18 protein-coding genes and 2 riboswitches are annotated in these 18,770 nt (G+C 36.3%); of the genes, 10 read left to right on the forward strand and 8 right to left on the reverse strand.

The annotated features are described in order from the left end of the window. Positions 1 to 127: 127 nt before the first annotated feature. Positions 128 to 604: a DUF2975 domain-containing protein gene (locus DFR57_RS17865; RefSeq protein ID WP_114354587.1), complete on the reverse strand. Its 477-nt coding sequence runs from the start codon at positions 602 to 604 to the stop codon at positions 128 to 130. 295 nt (positions 605 to 899) lie between these two features. Between DFR57_RS17865 and DFR57_RS17870 the strand changes: the two genes are divergently transcribed. After that, positions 900 to 1,217 (forward strand): hypothetical protein, encoded by a 318-nt coding sequence (locus DFR57_RS17870; protein WP_114354588.1) that lies wholly within the window; start codon positions 900 to 902, stop codon positions 1,215 to 1,217. Between the two features lie 79 nt (positions 1,218 to 1,296). Here the strand turns inward: DFR57_RS17870 and DFR57_RS17875 are convergent, their stop codons facing one another. From DFR57_RS17875 to DFR57_RS17885, 3 genes are all read right to left on the reverse strand, one after another. Then, entirely contained in the window at positions 1,297 to 2,190 is an 894-nt protein-coding gene (locus DFR57_RS17875; RefSeq protein WP_114354589.1) for a MetQ/NlpA family ABC transporter substrate-binding protein, read from the reverse strand. 140 nt (positions 2,191 to 2,330) lie between these two features. Further along, positions 2,331 to 2,999, reverse strand: coding sequence for a methionine ABC transporter permease (locus tag DFR57_RS17880; RefSeq protein ID WP_114354590.1), 669 nt, complete (start codon positions 2,997 to 2,999; stop codon positions 2,331 to 2,333). Continuing rightward, the gene (locus DFR57_RS17885; protein WP_114354591.1) at positions 2,989 to 4,017 is read right to left on the reverse strand and encodes a methionine ABC transporter ATP-binding protein; all 1,029 of its coding nucleotides are present in this window, start codon (positions 4,015 to 4,017) and stop codon (positions 2,989 to 2,991) included. Before DFR57_RS17885 ends, DFR57_RS17880 begins: the two co-directional genes overlap by 11 nt. 114 nt (positions 4,018 to 4,131) lie before the next feature. After that, positions 4,132 to 4,237: riboswitch (SAM riboswitch) on the reverse strand. Positions 4,238 to 4,443: 206 nt separating this feature from the next. Here DFR57_RS17885 and DFR57_RS17890 point away from each other — a divergent pair. Continuing rightward, positions 4,444 to 5,994: a PTS sugar transporter gene (locus DFR57_RS17890; RefSeq protein ID WP_114354592.1), complete on the forward strand. Its 1,551-nt coding sequence runs from the start codon at positions 4,444 to 4,446 to the stop codon at positions 5,992 to 5,994. Positions 5,995 to 6,139: 145 nt separating this feature from the next. On the opposite strand, the gene DFR57_RS17895 is transcribed toward DFR57_RS17890, so the two are convergent. Beyond that, complete coding sequence (locus tag DFR57_RS17895; protein ID WP_114354593.1) at positions 6,140 to 7,501, reverse strand: PFL family protein; 1,362 nt, start codon at positions 7,499 to 7,501, stop codon at positions 6,140 to 6,142. Positions 7,502 to 7,513: 12 nt separating this feature from the next. After that, positions 7,514 to 7,786, reverse strand: a complete 273-nt coding sequence (locus DFR57_RS17900; RefSeq protein WP_114354594.1) for an ACT domain-containing protein — start codon at positions 7,784 to 7,786, stop codon at positions 7,514 to 7,516. 163 nt (positions 7,787 to 7,949) lie between these two features. Here DFR57_RS17900 and DFR57_RS17905 point away from each other — a divergent pair, with 163 nt between their 5' ends. The 8 genes from DFR57_RS17905 (at position 7,950) to DFR57_RS17940 (ending at position 16,840) form a co-directional block, all read left to right on the forward strand. Continuing rightward, a complete protein-coding gene (locus DFR57_RS17905) occupies positions 7,950 to 8,681 on the forward strand; it encodes a Cof-type HAD-IIB family hydrolase (protein WP_114354595.1) in 732 nt (243 codons plus the stop codon). Positions 8,682 to 8,888: 207 nt separating this feature from the next. Beyond that, positions 8,889 to 10,310, forward strand: a complete 1,422-nt coding sequence (gene gndA / locus DFR57_RS17910; RefSeq protein ID WP_114354596.1) for an NADP-dependent phosphogluconate dehydrogenase — start codon at positions 8,889 to 8,891, stop codon at positions 10,308 to 10,310. A gap of 228 nt (positions 10,311 to 10,538) precedes the next feature. Continuing rightward, positions 10,539 to 11,048: a DUF4178 domain-containing protein gene (locus DFR57_RS17915; RefSeq protein WP_114354597.1), complete on the forward strand. Its 510-nt coding sequence runs from the start codon at positions 10,539 to 10,541 to the stop codon at positions 11,046 to 11,048. Between the two features lie 24 nt (positions 11,049 to 11,072). After that, complete coding sequence (locus DFR57_RS17920; protein WP_114354598.1) at positions 11,073 to 11,741, forward strand: PspA/IM30 family protein; 669 nt, start codon at positions 11,073 to 11,075, stop codon at positions 11,739 to 11,741. Positions 11,742 to 11,877: 136 nt separating this feature from the next. After that, positions 11,878 to 12,543 carry a DUF4247 domain-containing protein gene (locus tag DFR57_RS17925; RefSeq protein WP_245937520.1) on the forward strand — a complete coding sequence of 222 codons (666 nt, stop codon included), beginning with the start codon at positions 11,878 to 11,880 and terminating at the stop codon, positions 12,541 to 12,543. Between the two features lie 20 nt (positions 12,544 to 12,563). Continuing rightward, complete coding sequence (locus tag DFR57_RS17930) at positions 12,564 to 12,959, forward strand: DUF350 domain-containing protein (protein ID WP_114354599.1); 396 nt, start codon at positions 12,564 to 12,566, stop codon at positions 12,957 to 12,959. Positions 12,960 to 13,029: 70 nt separating this feature from the next. Beyond that, entirely contained in the window at positions 13,030 to 14,580 is a 1,551-nt protein-coding gene (locus DFR57_RS17935; protein ID WP_114354600.1) for a polyamine aminopropyltransferase, read from the forward strand. A 470-nt stretch (positions 14,581 to 15,050) separates the two neighbouring features. Then, positions 15,051 to 15,138, forward strand: a riboswitch (cyclic di-GMP riboswitch). A 196-nt stretch (positions 15,139 to 15,334) separates the two neighbouring features. Further along, the gene (locus DFR57_RS17940) at positions 15,335 to 16,840 is read left to right on the forward strand and encodes a diguanylate cyclase domain-containing protein (RefSeq protein ID WP_114354601.1); all 1,506 of its coding nucleotides are present in this window, start codon (positions 15,335 to 15,337) and stop codon (positions 16,838 to 16,840) included. A gap of 86 nt (positions 16,841 to 16,926) precedes the next feature. Here the strand turns inward: DFR57_RS17940 and DFR57_RS17945 are convergent, their stop codons facing one another. Together DFR57_RS17945 and DFR57_RS17950 are read right to left on the reverse strand one after the other, a co-directional pair. Next, a complete protein-coding gene (locus DFR57_RS17945; protein WP_114354602.1) occupies positions 16,927 to 18,387 on the reverse strand; it encodes a potassium/proton antiporter in 1,461 nt (486 codons plus the stop codon). Between the two features lie 29 nt (positions 18,388 to 18,416). After that, the coding region (locus tag DFR57_RS17950) for a tyrosine-type recombinase/integrase (RefSeq protein ID WP_147269794.1) at positions 18,417 to 18,770 on the reverse strand (354 nt) is incomplete at its 5' end.

The following is an 18,770-nucleotide window of genomic DNA, read 5'->3' on the forward strand; positions in this document are numbered from 1 at the left end:
AGTCTGCAGAAAAAGATCTTTTGGACACAAAAAATACTCCCCTTTGTAGTCAGATTTTTATTTTTTAATCTGTCTACCTTAAGGGGAGCATATCAACATACGAAGTGTGGCTTTTTTGATATTTAAATCAGACAGTTAAATCATTCTCAGCCTTTAGAGAGGTTGCATTTTGCAATAGCCCCTTTAATACTTCTGCAAAAATAGAAATTATAGATGAAGCAAATATAATGATAAATCCGATGATTCCAATACCAGGGTGGAGGGCATTCTGGAAGCCTAAAAAGAACATACCTACCAAATATAATAAGACAATGATTCGCGCATACCACTTTATGTTGGTTAAAGACTTTCTTGTGAAATTAGAGAATGGTTGCTTCTTTTCAATAATTATTAATAATTTGTATGCCTCATATAAACCTAGATAAAAAGGAATAGCTGTAAGGTAGATGCCAATTAAAACTGGGAATCTTAAATGACTATATTCAGGATATGATTCTGCTGTATATACTGCTAGTGTGGATAAAGCAAATATGCAAAAAAGTAATAGGAGACTTCCAATAATAAAAATACATATTTTTAAAAAAGTTGTAGGAATCTTATTCATGATACACCTCTTTTAGGAATGATAATTTTATTATAAAAGAGTTTTTATTGATAATTAGCGTTATTTTGTCGGGTTACTTAGATGAAAGTATTAAGTATAAAGTAAATCATAGAACAACTGACTTCAAAAAAATTTGATTATAGGAAGATTCAACAAAGTTACAATTGAAGCAATTTTCTGCTTTAAGTATTTTTTATATAATCAAATAAATGCTTCTTGAGACAGTTCAAACGAAACTTTTAGAGCCATTCATTCGTAGCAATTATAAGAGTATTTTAAAAAAGGATGGTTATTTATGTTTATTCAAACTTTATCGATCATTTTTTCTCTTGTAGGGATTATCACTATTTTTCATAAAAATAAGGATAAAATTAAAAAATTAAAGCTTAATCAGCATATCGGTATAATAGCAACTTACTTAGCGACTGTTGCTGTTGCAACTATCCTTATCTATTATTTCGGTAACTGGTTAGTTAATAAGATTCAAGTTGAGTGGATTGGTAACCTTATTTCCTATAGTATTATTATAATTGTATTAATTGGAGCGATAACAGTGATGAATAAAATAATAAGTAAGATTGCGCCAGAAGATAAATCGGAGAGTATGCTTTAGTGCTGTGATAGTTTTTTTCTAAGTAAATATAGAAACATAAAAAAGAGAGAAGAGGTAAACTCTTCTCTCTACATGTTTCTTATTCTGTAACAGGTACGACTGCACCTTGATATTCTTCACTAATAAAGTTTTGAATTTCTTCAGAACGTAATACTTCTACAAGTTTTTGTAATGCTTCACTTTCTTCATCTTCACTTCTAGCAGCAATAACATTCACATATGGTGATTCAGAACCTTCTAAAATTAGAGCATCGTCTGAAGGAGCTAATCCAGCTTCAATCGCATAGTTTGTGTTGATAGCAACTAACGCATCTTCTTCGCGCTCATAAAATTCTGGTAATAATCCCGCATCGATGCTTGCATCAAATTCTAGGTTCAAAGGATTTTCAGTAACATCGTCTACAGTAGCAGCGATAGGGTCAATGCTGTCATCTAACGTGATATTACCTTCATTTTGAAGTAACGAAAGAATTCGACCATGGTCAGCTACAGAACGACTCATGATTACTTCTGTTCCTTCAGGAATTTCATCAACACTTGTAATGTTTTTAGAATAGATACCCATTGGTTCAATATGAATACCGCCAAGGTTTACAAAATCATATCCAACTTGCTCCATTTGATCATTTAGGTAAGGGATATGCTGAAAATAGTTAGCATCTAATGTCCCATTATCCAAGTCTTCATTTGGAAGTACATATTCCTGGTATGTTTCGATTTCTAAGGTTATATTTTCTTCTTCTAAAAGTGGAGCCGCTTCTTCTAATACTTCTGCGTGTGGTACACTTGTTGCTCCAACAACGATAGTAGTAGGTTCAGCATCTGCTTCTTCTGTTTCTTCTTCAGATCCTGCCTCTGTTTCTTCCTCAGTACCATTAGTTGTGTCTTCTGTTTCCTCATTCTCTGATGTTCCGCATGCAGCAAGTACGAAAATAAGTAAAGCTGCAAACAATAATGCTAGTATTTTTTTCAAAATAAATCATCCCTTCTTCTTTTATATTTATATCATTGTTAACCATCCGTTAAAGCCTGAATCGACTTTAACAGACGTTAACATTCTGATCAGTCTTGTTAAGCAACATTGGGAAAAAACCCATTGATGCAAGTCTCACTTTATCTTTTATCTATCGTTTTCGATAGTATATCCCCAATGAATTGAAAGATAAATACTATGACGACTATAAAAATAGTACAGGCGAACACGACGTCAAAATCTCGACGTTGGAAGCCTTGCATATATGCTAAGTCCCCTAAGCCACCAGCACCGATAAGACCTGCTATGGCAATATATCCAATTAAGGCGATAGCTGTAACGGTAATGCCTGAAATTAAAGCAGGCATGGACTCCGGCAATAGAACTTTAAAAATAATTGTTCGACCTGTTGCGCCCATCGCTTTTGCTGCTTCAATTACGCCTTTATCCACTTCTTTTAATGCAATTTCTACTAGACGTGCATAAAAAGGTGCGGCACCGATAATCAGTGCGGGAAGTGCTGCTTCCCATCCGCGGATTGTTCCTATAAGAAAATCCGTAAATGGAAATAACAATAAGATTAAAATGATGAATGGAATAGCGCGGAAGACGTTAACAATTGTAGCTACAAAGCCATTAATCCATCTATTTTGCCATAGGTTACCCTGTGCTGTTAAAAATAATAATAGTCCAAGTAAAACACCAAAAATTATTGTTCCAATAACGGAAATCGAGATCATATAAAAAGTCTCACGTGTTGCTTCCCACATATCATCCATTTTTACATTCGGAAACAAATCATTCAACATGTTTAAGCACCTCGACTTCCACACCAGATGCTTGGATGTACTTGATGGCATCATGGATAACATCTTTTTGTCCATTTATCTCAAAGAATAATGTGCCATAGGCACCTTCTTGTGTTGGTGAAATAGAGCCTTGTAATATATTGATGTCGACGTCATATTTTTTACTTATTTCACTGATCAACGCTCTTCTAGTAGAGTTCCCAATAAAGTGGAGCTTGATTACTTCACTATCATCGCGCGAATTAATGAACGACTGTATTGCTTCTTGCTGCTGTTCGAGAGGGTTTAACTGTTGAACAAATCGCTTTGTCGTTTTGGATTGTGGTTTGACAAATACTTCAAGCACATTACCAGTTTCCACTACTTTCCCTTTTTCCATGACGGCAACACGGTGACAAATCTTTTGAATTACATGCATTTCATGCGTAATCAAAATAATCGTTAGTCCAAGCTTTTTATTAATCGATACAAGTAAATCTAAAATATCATCTGTCGTTTCAGGATCTAGTGCAGAAGTTGCTTCATCACAAAGGAGTACGTCCGGATCGTTTGCAAGTGCGCGCGCAATACCTACACGTTGCTTTTGTCCACCACTCAATTGTGAAGGATAAGCTTTTTCACGACCAGAAAGTCCGACTAAATTAATGAGTTCTAGTACTTTTTCTTTTCGTTTATTTTTAGGCACCCCGGCTATTTCTAATGGGAATGCAATATTATCATATATGGTTCTTGACCATAATAAATTAAAATGTTGAAAGATCATGCCAAACTTTTGTCTTTCTTTGCGTAACTTACTTTGTGCCATTGTAGTAATATCTTTATCATTTATTTTAATGGTTCCACTTGTCGGTTCTTCTAAACGGTTGATTAATCGGATAAAGGTACTTTTACCAGCACCACTATAGCCAACCACACCAAATATTTCACCTTTATTTATATTAAGAGAGATATCATCTACCGCTTGAACTTGTTGGTGTTTTGTTTTATAAAGTTTCGTTAATTGTTTGATTTCTATCATTGATTCCACTCCCTTCTAACTGGCTGATAACTTAAGTATTATCAGATCAGAGCATACAAAAAAACCTTTCTGCACAAGAGGACAGAAAGGATGATGTCGAAACATCGTGACGTCCTCTTATCTTTCAAAGCTAGTCGCTTTGATGGAATTAGCACCTATCAGTTATACTGACGGTTGCTGGGTTTCACAGGGCCAGTCCCTCCACCTCTCTTGATAAGAGCTATTTGATTGATTTTTGATAAGGCCAATCATAGCACGCCAAATAGCCTGCGTCAATAGTTTTAAACTTGTCTAAATTTTGAATTTTTTCTGAAAAATTAGAATAATTTTAATCCCTTTAGCGCTTTACCGTAGTAGCGTAGTATACAAAATTCGACTATAATAGTCATTGATTTATATACACAACAAGAAAAGAGGGGATTATGCGTGAAAAAGATCGCAATTATCGGGAGCAGTGGAGGCAATTTATTTAATCTCGGTGGTAAAAATCCACAGGCTTTACTAGGAGAAATCGACAAACAAGCAGAGAGCGCCTCAATTGAAATTGGTGCTATTCAGTTTATTGCAGCTGAAACATCGATGGACCAAGCAAAGGATTCTACAAAAGCTGCACTATGGTTTTTGCAAAATGGGGAGGTTGTTCATAGTTCTTCGAAGACATTAGAAAAAGTAAACGGGGAAGCAATTGAACATGATCAAAAGATTGCTACCTTAATTAAACAAGGAGAAATTGATGGGCTAATTGTGATGAGTGGTGATCCAACTGGGGCAAATACACAAACCATTTTAGCTTCGAAGGAAAAACAAATTCCTATAGTAGGGACAGGTGGTACTTCGATGGCATCGATCCAGTCTATCGGAGCAAATGTCATTGCAACTTCAGGGACTACTGGTACAACGAATAAAACGAGAGCTGTATCATTCATTACTTCGTTAAGTAAGGTATTTAACTTAGCCTACAGACCTGTATTGGGATCTGTGAACAACCAAGTAAGTAATGACAGTGGTGGGTTGAAAAAATTAAATATCAGAGGCATTATGATGTCTGCTTTACCAGGGTTTATCGCAATGGCCATTATTTTAGCTCTTAGTAAGATTCCTGGTTTAGGTATATTAAGTGATGTTTTTGATATATTGATTGGTGCATTACCTGTTATTATCGCAGTAATTGCGGCAAAGCAAATTTCAGAACTGGACGAAGTGTCGATTGTAGCAGGGGTAATTGCGGGTGTCTTATCTGTCGATGGAGGCATAATTGGTGGTATGATAGGTGGTATTTTAGCTGGACTATTGGTGCCATTATTTTTTAGAAAACTAGTCGAGTGGCGTGTGCCAATGACTACTGTTAATATCGTTGCTGGTGGATTCTCAGGATTAATTGCAGGTTTATTGGTATTCTACTTTATAGCTCCAATTGCCTTGTTCTTAGGTGATGGTGTGAAGGATTTAATTGAAGCGGCAGTTGCATTTAATCCTATACTTGCAGGAGCAGTTGCAGGATTATTAATATGGCCAGCAATTATCGGTGGTGTTTACCATGCGGCAATTTTACCAATTGTACTACTTGAGATGGAACGTACGGGTAACAGCTTTTTAGGCGCGGTGGATATGGTGGGACTTGTAATGGTTGCTGCAGGCATTAACCTTGCAAATATTATTCGTCCGCGTGATAAAGGAGAAGCGGCAGTAGCTGCGCCTGGATTTGTTATCAATTTAAGCTTTGGTACGTTTGTTGAATCTGCTTACCCCTTTATGTTCTCTAGCAAATGGGTATTTGCAGGTGCTCTCATATCAGGAGGAATTGGTGGAGCTTTAGTCGGATTATTTGATGTTCGTGGAACGGCTTATGTACCAACTTTTACTGCACCATTTCTTGCTAATAACTCAGTTGGTTTTATTATTGCCATGGTAGTACCGTGTTTAGTTGCATTTACTATTACTATTCTAGCGAATCAGTTTTCAAAAAAGAAAGCTTAGTTTTCTTATAAACAAAAAAGCGACAAATTCCAAGTAGAAGGAGTTTGTCGCTTTTTAAATGTGACATTAAGATGTTGCGCTGTATAAAATAAAACTGGATTTTGTGGTCTGGTAAGTCACATTGTCGATATCTTTTGTTGATACATTAATTCGTTAGTGCTTGAAGTGGTGCTGGTATTCTTCCGCCACGTTTTATAAATTTATCGGAGCTGAAATTACTAACACCAATAACGGGTGCCCGTCCAAGTAGTCCACCAAACTCGACGACTTCACCTTCTTCTTTTCCGATTACAGGTATGACACGTACTGCAGTGGCCTTTTTATTGATCATACCGATTGCTGCTTCGTCAGCAATAATTGCGGATAATGTGTTTGCACTAACATTTCCGTCCAGTGCAATCATGTCTAACCCAACTGAACAAACACAAGTCATTGCCTCTAATTTAGGAAGGGTCAACGCCCCGTCTTCAATCCCGCGAATCATTCCGTTATCTTCACTGACTGGAATAAACGCCCCACTAAGACCGCCAACATAGGAACTTGCCATGGCGCCGCCTTTTTTCACTGCATCGTTCATGAGTGCAAGTGCGGCAATCGTTCCGTGGGTTCCGACACGCTCTAAGCCTATTTCTTCTAAAATTTCAGCCACACTGTCATTGATCGCATTGGTCGGAGCAAGTGATAGGTCCATGATGCCAAATGGTACGTTTAGCCTCTCTGCAACAACTCGTCCAATTAATTCGCCAGCACGGGTAATTTTAAATGCTGTTTTCTTAATGACCTCAGAAACCTCTCCTAGGTCTGCATCCGGATAGCGTTTAAGTGCATGTAAGACAACACCTGGCCCGCTAACCCCGACACTAAGCACAGCTTCACCCTCACCTGCACCATGAAAGGCACCGGCCATAAATGGATTATCTTCCACTGGATTACAAAATACCACGAGTTTAGCACATCCAATGCTATTATCTTCTGCAGTTAACTCCGCAGTTTCTTTGATAATTTGTCCCATTTTTTCTACCGCATCCATATTAATACCTGTTCTTGTAGTAGCAACAGAAATAGAGGCACAAACGCGCTCTGTTACACTAAGTGCTTCTGGAAGCGCATCTAATAGAACCTGATCACCCTTTGAAATACCTTTATGAACTAGAGCAGAGAAACCGCCAATAAAATCCACGCCTAAATCAACAGCAGCTTTATCTAATGTTTTAGCAAGGCTAATCCCATCTTCTTTCGTTGCATTTGCAAGAAGTTCTGCTGCGGGAGAGATTGCGATTCGCTTATTAATAATGGGAACACCATATTCTCTTTCTATTTCTTCTGCTGTTGAACGTAAATGCTTGGCATAGCTTGTTATTTTTTGATACACATTTTTATTTACATCTTCAAAATTGTTCGAGGCACAATCACGCAAGCTGATTCCCATTGTGACTGTGCGAATATCTAAGCTTTCCATTTCTACCATCCGAATGGTTTCTTGTACTTCTGTAAATGCTATTGGCATAAGAACCTCCCATTAAATCCGGTGCATCGCTTGAAACACATCTTCAAGCTGAATGCTTATTTTTAATCCCATTTCTTTTTCAACTGGATCAAAGCTTTCATTAAGACGCGCCAAATTATTGGTGTCTTTAATATCTATTAACATGATCATCGTGAAAAAGTCATTTAAAATAGTTTGACTAATATCTAAAATATTTATTTCATTTTCAGATAAGACGGTTGTGACATTTGCAATAATTCCAACTTGGTCTTTTCCAACTACTGTTACGACGGCTCTTTTTTGCATAAAAGTTACCTCCATTATGATAATTTAATCAATCTGTTCAGCTAATCATAGTTTAGCACATAATTTTTTAAAAATAAGGGAAGAAGTTAGGAGTAGGGTAATTGCTTTAGATTGGTGAAAACTTTCGTTAGAATAAAGGTATCACGAAAAAAAGGAGCAGAAGATGAAAAAAGACATAAAACTAATAGCTTTAGATATGGACGGTACATTGCTAAATAACAAACACAAGGTATCAGAAGAAAATAAACGAGCGATTATAGAAGCAAGAGAAAAGGGAATTGAAGTCATTATTTCAACAGGACGGCACTTTAGCACGAGTTCTATCATTGCTAAAGAATTGGATATCCACTATCTAATCACGGTAAATGGTAGTGAAATTTGGACAATGACTGGTGAATTAATTGCCAGACAGTTAATCGATCCTGCTTTAGTAAAGAAATTAGTAGCTTTACAAAAAAAGCACAATACATGGATGTGGCTAACATCAACAGAGGAGATATTTAGAGGAGAAGCACCTGAAGAAATCGATGCCCACCAATGGTTGAAATTTGGTTATGACGTCAAAAAAGATGATGTTCGAAAAGAGATTATGGATGAATTAGCAACCTATGATGATATTGAGTTAAGTAATTCAAGCTTAACGAATATCGAAGTTAATGCGATTGGTGTGAATAAAGCTGTTGCGATTGAAAAGGTCTGTGAACGATTAGGAATTACGATGGATAATGTAATGGCGATGGGAGATAGTCTCAATGACCGAAAGATGATTGAGCAAGCTGGATTTGGAATAGCCATGGATAATGCGCAGCCTGAGGTAAAGAAAATTGCAGACTGGGTAACAGATGCCAACCATCAGGCTGGGGTTGCAAAAGCGATTCGCCGCTGGGTGTTATGAAATAGAGGGAAATTTCAGAAAAATAGAGGCTATCACTTGCAGGTCTGTTGCGCTTGTAATAACTTAATAGATAGAAAAAAACTAGCAGGACTACAGAATTCGCTCATTTCATGGTATGATAGAGAGTGGAAGTACATATTGTAGTTTGTGTTAAATGGCAGCCCTAAGTCGGGTATGCGAAAAAATATAAAGGAGCGAATGGAATTTATGTCAAAACAACAATTTGGGGTAATCGGCCTCGCTGTAATGGGGAAAAACCTTGCTTTAAACGTAGAGAGCAGAGGATATTCACTTTCTGTATTTAACAGAACGTACCAAAAAACAGAAGACTTTTTAAAAAATGAAGCTGCAGGTAAAAATTTCTATGGTGCAGAGACGATAGAAGAATTCGTAGACTCATTAGAAAAACCTCGTAAAATTATGTTAATGGTACAAGCTGGACCAGCAACAGATGCGACAATCGCAACGCTTCGTCCATTACTTGATAAAGGCGACATTTTAATTGATGGAGGAAATACATTCTTTAAAGATACTATCCGTCGTAACCAAGAATTAGATGAATCTGGTATTCACTTTATCGGAACTGGGGTATCAGGTGGAGAAGAAGGGGCACTTAAAGGACCTTCTATCATGCCTGGTGGACAAAAAGAAGCCTATGATTTAGTAGAGCCAATTTTTGAAGCAATCAGTGCGAAAGTAGATAACGATGCTTGTGTGACATACATTGGACCAAATGGTGCTGGGCACTACGTTAAAATGGTGCACAACGGTATCGAGTATGGAGATATGCAATTAATTTGTGAAGCATACTTCATTATGAAAAATGTATTAGGCTATGATGCAGATCAATTACAAAAAGTATTTGCAGAATGGAATACAGGAGAACTAGACAGTTACCTTATCGAGATTACTGCAGATATCTTTAAGAAAAAAGATAAAGAAACTGGTAAGCCAATGGTAGATGTAATCCTAGATACTGCTGGTCAAAAGGGTACTGGAAAATGGACTAGTCAAAGCTCATTAGACTTAGGTGTTCCATTACCAGTTATCACAGAATCCGTATTTGCTCGATTTATTTCAGCAATGAAAGAAGAGCGTGTGAAAGCAAGCAAAGTACTACAAGGTCCATCAGCACAGGACAAGCCTTATGAAGGTGATGAAGATGAGCTTGTAGAAGCTATTCGTAAAGCATTGTATATGAGTAAAATCGTATCGTATGCACAAGGATTTGCACAAATGCGTGCAGCATCTGAAGAAAACGACTGGAACCTTCGTTATGGCGATATTTCCATGATTTTCCGTGGTGGATGTATCATTCGTGCGCAGTTCCTACAAAAAATTAAAGAAGCATATGATCGTGAGCCAGGCTTAACTAACTTACTTCTTGATCCATATTTCAAGGAAATCGTTGAAAGCTATCAAGAATCCTTGCGTAAAGTACTTTCCATTGCAATGGAGCGTGGAATTCCAGTACCAGGATTTGCTAGTGCATTAGCTTACTTTGATAGCTATCGTACAGAAACACTTCCTGCTAACTTGCTACAAGCGCAACGTGATTACTTTGGCGCGCATACGTATCAACGACTAGATAGAGAAGGCGTCTTCCACACTGAGTGGTTAGAAGATTAATATTTAGAAATAAGCGGATAGAATGCAATTGCATTTTATCCGCTTTTTTTGTATCATTTGGCAGGAAAGTAAATAATCAGCGTTACCATAAGCGTTTGAACTATGATAAGGTAGATATATTGAGGCAAATATACGAAAATAAATTTTTTCTGAAATATTGAAACCTTTTTAGAAACAATTCGTAGATATGAGTATCAACCCATTAAAGAATGAAATGAGGTGTGCGATGTGGGTTTCTTTTCAAAATTATTTGGCAAAAAAGAAGAGAAAGCAACTGTGAATAAAAGGGATTTGCTTTCAATTCAAGTAGGGGATATTGTTGAATATGATTTAGCGGACTATGAAGTAGTAGGGAAAATCACTTATCAAGATGGTAACTATAAATGGTATAGCTATCAATTACTTGGTGAAAGTAAATCTATTTGGTTAGCTGCTGAAATGGATGATGAATTAGAGTTAGGTATCTATGAAAAAATCCAGTTACCTGTAGCAAATGATTTTCCAAAAGAGGTTGTATTTAATAACAAAACCTATGCTCTAGATGAAAGTGGTCATGCTCAAGTCACAGGTGAAGGAAGAAGTGATTCTTTAACAGGACAACAAATTCACTATGCGGAATACTGTGATGATGAGGAAGAATCATTTATTAGTGTAGAGGATTGGGATAGTGATGTTGAAGCAAGTATTGGCTATTCGATTGAGCCCTATGAAGTAAAAATAATTGCTGGTTCCATTTAAATATTTAAAGGAGGAAAAATAATTATGTTTCAATTTTTTAAACGTGTAAAAACAGTAGTAGGTTCAGAGTTAAACTCTATGTTAGATAAGGCGGAAGATCCGGTTAAAATGCTAGATCAATTTATGCGTGATATGGAATCTGATATTCGCGAGGTAGAATCTGCAGTAGCAAAACAAATCGCAAACGAAAAAATGTTAAAACGAAAATCAGATGATGCACAGGCTTTAGTAGAGAAACGTCAAGCTCAGGCTGAAAAAGCGATTGAAGCGGGTAACGAAGATTTAGCACGACGCGCTTTAGAAGATAAGAAAGAACAAGCATCTAAGGCAACCACATTAAGTGATTCATGGGAACGCGCTAAAAAAGATGCAGATCAGCTAAGGGAAAAATTAGACGAAATGAAAAAAGAATACCAACAAATGCAACTGAAGAAAGATTCGTTAAAAGCAAGAGCAGAATCAGCAAAAACTCGCACAAAGATGAATCGCACAATGTCTTCAATCGGTAACGATGATTCTAAACGTGGATTCGAACGTATGGAAGAAAAAGTAATGCAATTTGAAGCAGAAGCAGAAACTAGTGATGATATGTCATCGCAAAGCAAGTCTCTTGACGATGAATTTGAGGCACTGGGAAATAACGATGTAGATGATGAAATGGCAGCTTTAAAAAAGAAATTAGGAAAAGAATAAACATACAAAGAAAGAGCCTAAGGTTAGACTTTAGGTTCTTTCTACCATGTTTAGTTTGTTTATACATACAAGGTACATTGCTATCATGAAGTAATTTCGTTTGAATAATAATAAAGATAAGGAGGTGAATCGAGAAGTGAAAAAAATAATGGTAATAAGTATTTTAGTATTTTTAGCGATTATCCTTGCTGGTTGTGGTTCCAATGCCTTATCGAATATGTCGGCATTTGATGAATCTGGTGCCATTGTAGAAGAGGAACTAGAAGTGTCAGAATCAAAAGATGAAATTATTGATAAGCTGAAAAGCAACAATAATTCGGATATGGAAGCATTAATATCGAATAACTTTCCCTTCGTTGACTCTGTTGTAGGTGACGACACGACTGCAAATGTATACGGTACCCTGCAATTTGAAGTAGAGGAATTAGCTGATATATTAGCTGAAGTGAAAAAACCAGATGAAATCAGCGAATATAAAGAAGGGCAACAAATCCTTGTATACCCTGACAAGTTTGTCATCTTAAAAGATAGTGAAGATATAGATAACGCAACTTTTATCGAGGTAGCCAGTGAAGAATTTGTTAAAAATAATTATTCACCTAATTTTTTAACTACATATTTTGCAATCAGAATGCTCGATGGCGTCTTCGGTAACAATTGGGTGTCAAATCGCAGAAATTATTGTGGCACTAACGATTGCTATGGAGGATACTCCACATCCAGAAGCTATAATAAAGGTGGCGTAACAACAAATAGAGGAATGGGCAATTCCCGTGGTGGTGGCCCTAGTTCCGGAAAATAATCAAAAAAGGAGAGTTGGATATGGAACCATTTATTTCTACATTTATTTATTTTGCAGCAGCAATTATTGTTGTCGTTTTAGCTTTAGTCGTTTTTGAGTGGTTAACAACTAAATACAAAGATTGGGATCAAGTAAAAAGTGGCAATCAAGCAATCGCCTTGTCGATTTCAGGTAAAATCATCGGTATCTGTATTATTTTAGCATTTGCTATCTATCACAGCATTGATGTAGTAGAGACATTAATCTGGGGTGCCTATGGTGTAGTGTTGCAATTATTAGCCTATCTTATTTTTGAAGGTTTAACACGAAAGTTTTCTGTTGAGGAACAGTTAAAGGAAAATAATGTTGCAGTTGGAATTATTTCCTTTGGAGTTTCTGTCGGATTAGCATTTGTTATAGGTTCATCGATCACATAAGTAAGAAAGCCTGACCTTTTTGATTTGGTCAGGCTTTTCAAATTAGTACATAGATGATGGAGTGGCAAAAATGGAAGAGATGAAAGTAAAGCAAAGTCATTTTATATATTGGGCTTCAGGTATCGTTTCTATTTGCGGTATTATTTTCGAAGTGTTATTTGGGGCGCTTGGATCTTATATATTAGGTGATGGTGTTAAGCAGTATACACTGACGATTTCGTTGTTTTTGACAGGAATGGGAATCGGTGCAAGTCTAAGTGAAAAGGTCACTAAAAATCTCGTATTATCATTTATTTACATAGAATTTTTTGTAGCGTTAATCGGGGGCTTTTCCAGTTTTCTGATGTTTGGAGCTACTGCTTTTTTCTCATCTGGGACTGATGCTCTTTTCTTGTATTCCATTACGTTAATAGTGGGGGCATTAACTGGAGTTGAGTTACCGATATTGATTCGAAAAGCGAATGAAATCGGTGTAACCCTACAAAAAAGCACAGCAAGAGTTTTATTTTCGGATTATGCTGGTGGTTTAATCGGAGGGTTGCTTTTTGTCTTCTTATTAAGACCCCAATTAGGTATGGTGACAAGTGCATTTTTAGTCGGGTTAGTTAATTTAATGGTTGCTTTGGTTGTTCTTTATTTATTTCGAAAAGAAATACTTAAAAAAGGCTTACACATCTTAGTTGGTGGAGTTATTGCTGTATTCCTTATTGGAGGATTATTTTTTGGTGAATCGATTGCTCTTTCCTTTGAGGAAAAACTTTATAAAGATCCTATTATACATTTAGAAGAGAGTAAGTATCAAAAAATTGTTATAACTAAACAGGATCAGGACATTCGCCTTTACTTAAATGGAGCATTGCAATTAAGCTCGATAGATGAACATCGATATCATGAAGTATTAGTCCATCCGACCATTGCAAATACGGAGTCACCTGAAAAGGTGTTAGTACTAGGTGGTGGAGATGGAATGGCAGTTAGAGAATTATTGAAGTACCCTGAAATAAAAGATATTACCTTAGTGGATTTAGATCCAGCAGTTGTTCAATTAGCTAACACCAATCCTCACCTTAGAGAATTAAATGAAAATGCACTAGAAGACGAACGGGTAGATGTTGTCCATCGAGATGCGTTTCAATACTTAGAGAATAGTGAAGAGTGGTTCGATGCAATTATTGTTGATTTACCAGATCCTAATAATGAAAGCTTAAATAAACTCTATACAAAGGAGTTTTATTCACTCGTCCGTAATCATTTGAATCCATCAGGAACTGCGATGGTACAAGCTACTAGTCCGGTGTTCGCAAGAGAAGTATACTGGTTGATTTCTAATACGATAGCGGCAACCGGCTTACATGTTGAAAATCTTCATGTAGATATACCGAGTTTCGGTAATTGGGGGTTCGTAATGGCAAGTAGAGAAACAATTGATTTGGAAAAATTAAATATTACAGCAGAGACCAATTATTTAGAGAATGAGCTTCTGGAAAGTTTATCAATATTCGGAAAAGATGAAGATAACAATATCTTTGATAAAAATGGTGATAAAAAGGAAATCGGTGTTAATACTTTAATTGACCCCAATCTGATTCCATTATACGAAAATTCATGGCAATATTATTAATTTTAAATATGCTACCACAATTATTAGAATATTGTTTAGTTTAGAGTCCGATAGGGGATAAGCTTGAGAGGAAGAGCGTTTCCAATTAAATCGAAATCGTTGTCGAGCGAATACTAACAACAATTCCAAGTTAAAGCCCATCATCATCTTTAGTCATAAAAACACCCCCAAGAGTGAGATTGGTTAATCTTACTCTTAGGGGTGTTTCAGTTTTGTTAAAAAAGGTAAAAATATCCAAATTAAATAGTGAATTTTCTATAAAAGGTGTTACGATAAAGAGATAGGAAAATAGTCATAATATGTATATCGGCAAACTTTTCGGAATTATGGGACACAAAGCTAAAAGGGCTAGCCATTATTGTAATGAATGCCAGACAGTTATGCTTATAAGGAAAGGTGAAAATCTCGAAATTAAATAGACAAATTTCCATAAAACGTGTTATGATAAATTTATAGGAAAATAGTCACAATTAAAATATTGGCAAACCTTTCGAAAGAAGGGGACGCAAAGCTAAAGGGGCTAATCATTATTGTAATGAATGCCAGCCAGTTGCGCTTATAAGGAGAAGTTAGAAACCTTTGTAGCGGAGGTTTCTTTTTTTATAGAAAAATATAAAATTTTAGCGATGAAGTAACTCGATGAAGTGGAAATTTAGAATGTACAAAGGATAAGTAGAACTTTGGTATCCTCTAAAAGATAATCGCATGCCGAATTTTTCTATTCTATTTAAAAATTTCGTTAGGGGTGATCACTATGTTTTTTTTACCTATACTTTATATCGTATCTTCTTTTATATTAATAAGTGGGGCTACAGCTATATATAATGGGAACCGCAGAAGTATAAAGTATAAGACATTTGCATTGATATTTGTAGCGATGGCTGTTTGGCAACAATCAGCTCTGCTAATTTCAATCTTACCACTTAAACAAGCAAATGTTGTTTTTATGTATGGTCTAATTCCAACAATTCTTGTTACTTTTCTATTACTTTTACACGGTGTTTACCTGATTACAAACGTCTATAAGCGTAAATATGCATTTTATTATAAATTGCTTTTCGTTCCACCTGTAATCAATATACTGTTGTTACCAGTTGATGGTTGGTTATATCAAGATGAGGTTTTGGTTTATAGTGAGCACTCTTTACCAGGTCCTGGTGGCTTTTTAAACTTTGGTATCATGTTTTTCTATTTAGTAGTAATGATTACTCTGTTAATACCAAAAGTTCTACAGAAAAATCGTCCAAGTCAAATCTGGCTGACTGGTCTGGTTTCGTTTGTCTTATGGTCTTTAGTTATTGTTGTGTCTGGAGAGATGGCTGGAGACTGGGATAGTTTTTCTCTTGTTCCATTTGGCATTAATTTTTGGGCATTTGCCGTTTATATAAGTGTATATAAATATGACTCTCTACCTTCGTATGAAAAAAGATACAATCTATTATTCGATCGGGCACCTATTGGTATTATGATAACAGACAGTAAGGGAACGATTTATGAAGCAAGTCCAAGAGTTTCAGATTTTCTGGAAATGCCTTTGAACGATCTTCTTGGTCAAAAAATCTACAAATGGTTAGAAAATGAGGAACAAGAACAGATGTTAAGAGTATATTTTGATAATTTTGAAAAAAGAAAGCCGTTTCAAAATGCAGAGCATTCTTTCTATACTGAGAAGCGTGAGTTAAAATGGCTTGCGATTAGTTCCGAGTTTACCGAAATGGAAGGAGATCCCTATCAGTTACTGATGATCCATGAGATAACCAAAACAAAACAACGTGAGAAACAGATTCATGACTTGGCCTACTGTGATCATCTTACTAAAATATATAATCGCGTATCATTTAACCATACTTTAGAGAATTGGCTGAAAAATAAGGCTACATTTGTCCTTCTCATTTTGGATTTAGACTCTTTTAAGAGCATTAACGATCAGTATGGCCATTATACAGGCGATGAAGTTTTGAAGTACTTTGCTGAGCTGTTGAATAAAAGTGTTGGACCATCAGACTTTGTTGCCCGTTTATCAGGTGATGAGTTCGTAATTATGTTAGATGATGATAAACAAACAGAGTATGTGATAAACAAGATAAGGTCTAATTTAGAAGAGCCATTCGAATTTGCTGATGATCAATCATTAATGATTTCCACGAGTATCGGTGTCGCTCTCTATCCAAGGGACGGTGAGTTCCTAGACGAATTATTCAAGGAAGCAGATGATCGAATGTATGAGGATAAGAGGGATAGAAAAAGTATCCATGACTAATGGGTTTATAGTTAGAGAGATAAAAATAGAGTTGTTCAATGAATCATTATTATGATTTTGAACAACTCTTTTATTCTCTATATTTATTATACTTCTCTTTTTAACATCGCTTTTAATGCCTTTTTACTGTGCTTAGACACAAGGATATACAAGATATCTCCTTTACGGATCATAGTGTCGCCAGTAGGTGTGACAAGCTGATCATTTCTGATAATGGCATTTATTAAAACGTCCTTAGGAAAAGTAATCGAGAGTAAGGACTTATTTGTAATAGCCGTATCGTCATCAACCTCATATTCAATTATCTCGGCATTTGCTTTCCCAATCGAAACTAATTCTAAGCTATGCATCGGTTCTGGTCTCTTATCACCACTAAGTCCTAATTTTTCAGCAAGGATTGTGATCGTTGAACCTTGGACTAAAGCAGAGAGTAAAACAACGAAAAACACGACATTAAATAAAAGCTGTGCATTTTCAAGTCCTGCCGCCATAGGGAAGGTGGCTAATACGATTGGAACAGCACCTTTTAGACCAGCCCATGATAGAAATAACTGTTCCTTTGGGCTATAGTGAAGCTTAAATGTTGAGATAAATACCGCAACTGGACGAGCTACGACGATTAAAATCAAGGCGATTAATAATCCTTTTCCAATGATATCAAGATTAAGTATCTGAGAAGGGTATACAAGTAACCCTAGAATGGTAAACATAAGAATTTGGGCGATCCAAGCAAATCCTTCATTGAAACGGAAAATAGAATGACGATAAGCGATTTCTGAATTCCCAATTAAAACAGCGGATATATAAACCGCTAATAAGCCACTTGCCCCCATTAAATCGGTCACACTAAACGATAATAATGCGAAGGCAAGTGCAAATACTGGATAAAGCCCACCTGAATCTAAGTTGATTTTATTGATGGCAAAGACAGTAATTTTCCCAATTACTAGTCCAATGATTAAACCCATGATCATTTGCCAGAAAAAAGCTCCGATTAGATTCCAATATGAAGCACTTTCTACTGTAAGTAATTCGATAAAGGAAATAGTAAGGATCATCGCCATCGGATCATTCGAGCCAGACTCAGCCTCAAGAGTAGATTCGATTCTTGTCTTAATATTTTGGCCCTTTAATACAGCGAAAACAGCTGCCGCATCAGTTGATCCAACAATTGCACCGAACAAGAATCCCTCAAGCCACGATACATTTAAAATGAACTTTGCAGCCACCGCTACAATAATAGTGGTAATTAATACCCCGATAGTTGCAAGGGAGATCGAGGGCCCAATAACCGGTTTAATCTCTTCCCACTTGGTCTGCATCCCACCTTCAAATAAAATAATGACTAAGGCGAGCATCCCGACTAGTTGAGCAAAGTTATAATCACTAAAATAAAACAGACCCAGTCCATCACTTCCAACGAGAACACCGACAAGGATATAGAGAATCAATGCAGGTACACCGATTCTACTTGAGAATTTTGTAGTCATAACCCCAATAACAAATAATAAGCCTAAAATTAAAATAAAGTACGTTTGATCACTCATCTATCTCCAAAACTCCTTATCATACAGAATTATAGATTGACATCAACTTTGATCGATAATCGTTGATTTTTGTTAACACCGATATAACGTAAGGTTTCACCAGGTGTGGTATGCCCATAGATTTGTTGAAGGATGGAAATGGCAATGCCCTTATGGTAAGCATGGAAACCAAATGTCTTTCGAAGCGTATGCATGCCAACTTTTTCAGTAATGCCAGCTTCTTCTGCAGCCCGGTGAATAATGCGGTAAGCTTGTTGCCTGGAAATCGGCTGTTTTCCATTCTTTGTGTGTATATGGTAATTTAAAAGTGAGCCACCATAGCAATTGAAAACTGAGCCACTTTTGATAGAAAATAACCCTAATGACATATTAGGGGGAAGTAT

It is taken from the genome of Saliterribacillus persicus, from assembly GCF_003337485.1.
GTDB classification, from domain to species: domain Bacteria; phylum Bacillota; class Bacilli; order Bacillales; family Amphibacillaceae; genus Saliterribacillus; species Saliterribacillus persicus.